This is a genomic window from Thermus composti, assembly GCF_014647535.1.
Classification (GTDB): domain Bacteria; phylum Deinococcota; class Deinococci; order Deinococcales; family Thermaceae; genus Thermus; species Thermus composti.
The window spans coordinates 1-3161 of sequence record NZ_BMPJ01000054.1; the positions used below are offsets into that span (position 1 = coordinate 1).

2 rRNA genes are annotated in these 3161 nt (G+C 63.1%); both read left to right on the forward strand.

Going from position 1 to position 3161, the window contains the following annotated elements:
- Positions 1-28 precede the first annotated feature (28 nt).
- Positions 29-2919: ribosomal RNA gene (locus tag IEX93_RS11310) — 23S ribosomal RNA — on the forward strand.
- Positions 2920-2999: 80 nt separating this feature from the next.
- Positions 3000-3116, forward strand: a 5S ribosomal RNA gene (rrf, locus tag IEX93_RS11315).
- The last annotated feature ends 45 nt before the right edge of the window (positions 3117-3161 follow it).

Genomic DNA, 3161 nt, shown 5'->3' on the forward strand with positions numbered 1-3161 from the left:
GAAGCCGAGGCCTAAATAGGCCTGCAGGGGTCAAGATACTAAGGGCCCACGGTGGATGCCTCGGCACCCGAGCCGATGAAGGACGTGGCTACCTGCGATAAGCCAGGGGGAGCCGGTAGCGGGCGTTGATCCCTGGATGTCCGAATGGGGGAACCCGGCCGGCGCGAACGCCGGTCACCGCGCTTTTAGCGCGGGGGGAACCTGGGGAACTGAAACATCTCAGTACCCAGAGGAGAGGAAAGCGAAAGCGACTCCCTGAGTAGCGGCGAGCGAAAGGGGACCAGCCTAAACCGTCCGGCTTGTCCGGGCGGGGTCGTGGGGCCCTCGGATACCGAATCCCCAGCCTAGCCGAAGCTGTTGGGAAGCAGCGCCAGAGAGGGTGAAAGCCCCGTAGGCGAAAGGTGGGGGGATAGGTGAGGGTACCCGAGTACCCCGTGGTCCGTGGAGCCATGGGGGAATCTGGGCGGACCACCGCCTAAGGCTAAGTACTCCGGGTGACCGATAGCGCACCAGTACCGTGAGGGAAAGGTGAAAAGAACCCCGGGAGGGGAGTGAAATAGAGCCTGAAACCGTGGGCTTACAAGCAGTCACGGCCCCGCAAGGGGTTGTGGCGTGCCTATTGAAGCATGAGCCGGCGACTCACGGTCGTGGGCGAGCTTAAGCCGTTTAGGCGAAGGCGTAGGGAAACCGAGTCCGAACAGGGCGTCTAGTCCGCGGCCGTGGACCCGAAACCGGGCGAGCTAGCCCTGGCCAGGGTGAAGCTGGGGTAAAACCCAGTGGAGGCCCGAACCGGTGGGGGATGCAAACCCCTCGGATGAGCTGGGGCTAGGAGTGAAAAGCTAACCGAGCCCGGAGATAGCTGGTTCTCCCCGAAATGACTTTAGGGTCAGCCTCAGGTGCTGACTGGGGCCTGTAGAGCACTGATAGGGCTAGGGGGCCCACCAGCCTACCAAACCCTGTCAAACTCCGAAGGGTCCCAGGTGGAGCCTGGGAGTGAGGGCGCGAGCGATAACGTCCGCGTCCAAGCGCGGGAACAACCGAGACCGCCAGCTAAGGCCCCCAAGTCTGGGCTAAGTGGTAAAGGATGTGGCGCCGCGAAGACAGCCAGGAGGTTGGCTTAGAAGCAGCCATCCTTTAAAGAGTGCGTAATAGCTCACTGGTCGAGTGGCGCTGCGCCGAAAATGATCGGGGCTTAAGCCCAGCGCCGAAGCTGCGGGTCTGGGGGATGACCCCAGGCGGTAGGGGAGCGTTCCCGATGCCGATGAAGGCCGACCCGTGAGGGCGGCTGGAGGTAAGGGAAGTGCGAATGCCGGCATGAGTAACGATAAAGAGGGTGAGAATCCCTCTCGCCGTAAGCCCAAGGGTTCCTACGCAATGGTCGTCAGCGTAGGGTTAGGCGGGACCTAAGGTGAAGCCGAAAGGCGTAGCCGAAGGACAGCCGGTTAATATTCCGGCCCTTCCCGTGGGTGCGATGGGGGGACGCTCTAGGCTAGGGGGACCGGAGCCATGGACGTGCCCGGCCAGAAGCGCAGGGTGGGAGGTAGGCAAATCCGCCTCCCAAAAGCTCTGCGTGGTGGGGAAGCCCGTACGGGTGATAACCCCCCGAAGCCAGGGAGCCAAGAAAAGCCTCTAAGCTCAACCCACGGGAACCCGTACCGCAAACCGACACAGGTGGGCGGGTGCGAGAGCACTCAGGCGCGCGGGAGAACCCTCGCCAAGGAACTCTGCAAACTGGCCCCGTAACTTCGGGAGAAGGGGTGCTCCCTGGGGTGATGAGCCTCGGGGAGCCGCAGTGAACAGGCTCTGGCGACTGTTTACCAAAAACACAGCTCTCTGCGAACTCGTAAGAGGAGGTATAGGGAGCGACGCTTGCCCGGTGCCGGAAGGTCAAGGGGAGGGGTGCAAGCCCCGAACCGAAGCCCCGGTGAACGGCGGCCGTAACTATAACGGTCCTAAGGTAGCGAAATTCCTTGTCGGGTAAGTTCCGACCTGCACGAAAAGCGTAACGACCGGAGCGCTGTCTCGGCGAGGGACCCGGTGAAATTGAACTGGCCGTGAAGATGCGGCCTACCCGTGGCAGGACGAAAAGACCCCGTGGAGCTTTACTGCAGCCTGGTGTTGGCTCTTGGTCGCGTCTGCGTAGGATAGGTGGGAGCCTGTGAACCCCCGCCTCCGGGTGGGGGGGAGGCGCCGGTGAAATACCACCCTGACGCGGCTGGGGGCCTAACCCTCGGATGGGGGGACAGCGCTTGGCGGGCAGTTTGACTGGGGCGGTCGCCTCCTAAAAGGTAACGGAGGCGCCCAAAGGTCCCCTCAGGCGGGACGGAAATCCGCCGGAGAGCGCAAGGGTAGAAGGGGGCCTGACTGTGAGGCGGGCATGCCGAGCAGGGGCGAAAGCCGGGCCTAGTGAACCGGTGGTCCCGTGTGGAAGGGCCATCGATCAACGGATAAAAGTTACCCCGGGGATAACAGGCTGATCTCCCCCGAGCGTCCACAGCGGCGGGGAGGTTTGGCACCTCGATGTCGGCTCGTCGCATCCTGGGGCTGAAGAAGGTCCCAAGGGTTGGGCTGTTCGCCCATTAAAGCGGCACGCGAGCTGGGTTCAGAACGTCGTGAGACAGTTCGGTCTCTATCCGCCACGGGCGCAGGAGGCTTGAGGGGGGCTCTTCCTAGTACGAGAGGACCGGAAGGGACGCACCTCTGGTTTCCCAGCTGTCCCTCCAGGGGCATACGCTGGGTAGCCATGTGCGGAAGGGATAACCGCTGAAAGCATCTAAGCGGGAAACCCGCCCCAAGATGAGGCCTCCCACGGCGTCAAGCCGGTAAGGACCCGGGAAGACCACCCGGTGGATGGGCCGGAGGTGTAAGCGCCGCGAGGCGTTGAGCCGACCGGTCCCAATCGTCCGAGGTCTTGACCCCTCTTGCCCTGATACCCACCCCAGCCCAATCCCCCGCCCCCATGGCGGCGTGGCCTTTTGAAAACCCAAAACACCAGAATCCCCCGTGCCCATAGCGGCGTGGAACCACCCGTTCCCATTCCGAACACGGAAGTGAAACGCGCCAGCGCCGATGGTACTGGGCGGGCGACCGCCTGGGAGAGTAGGTCGGTGCGGGGGATTTTCCCTTTCGCGGGAGTAGCTCAGTCGGTAGAGCACGACCTT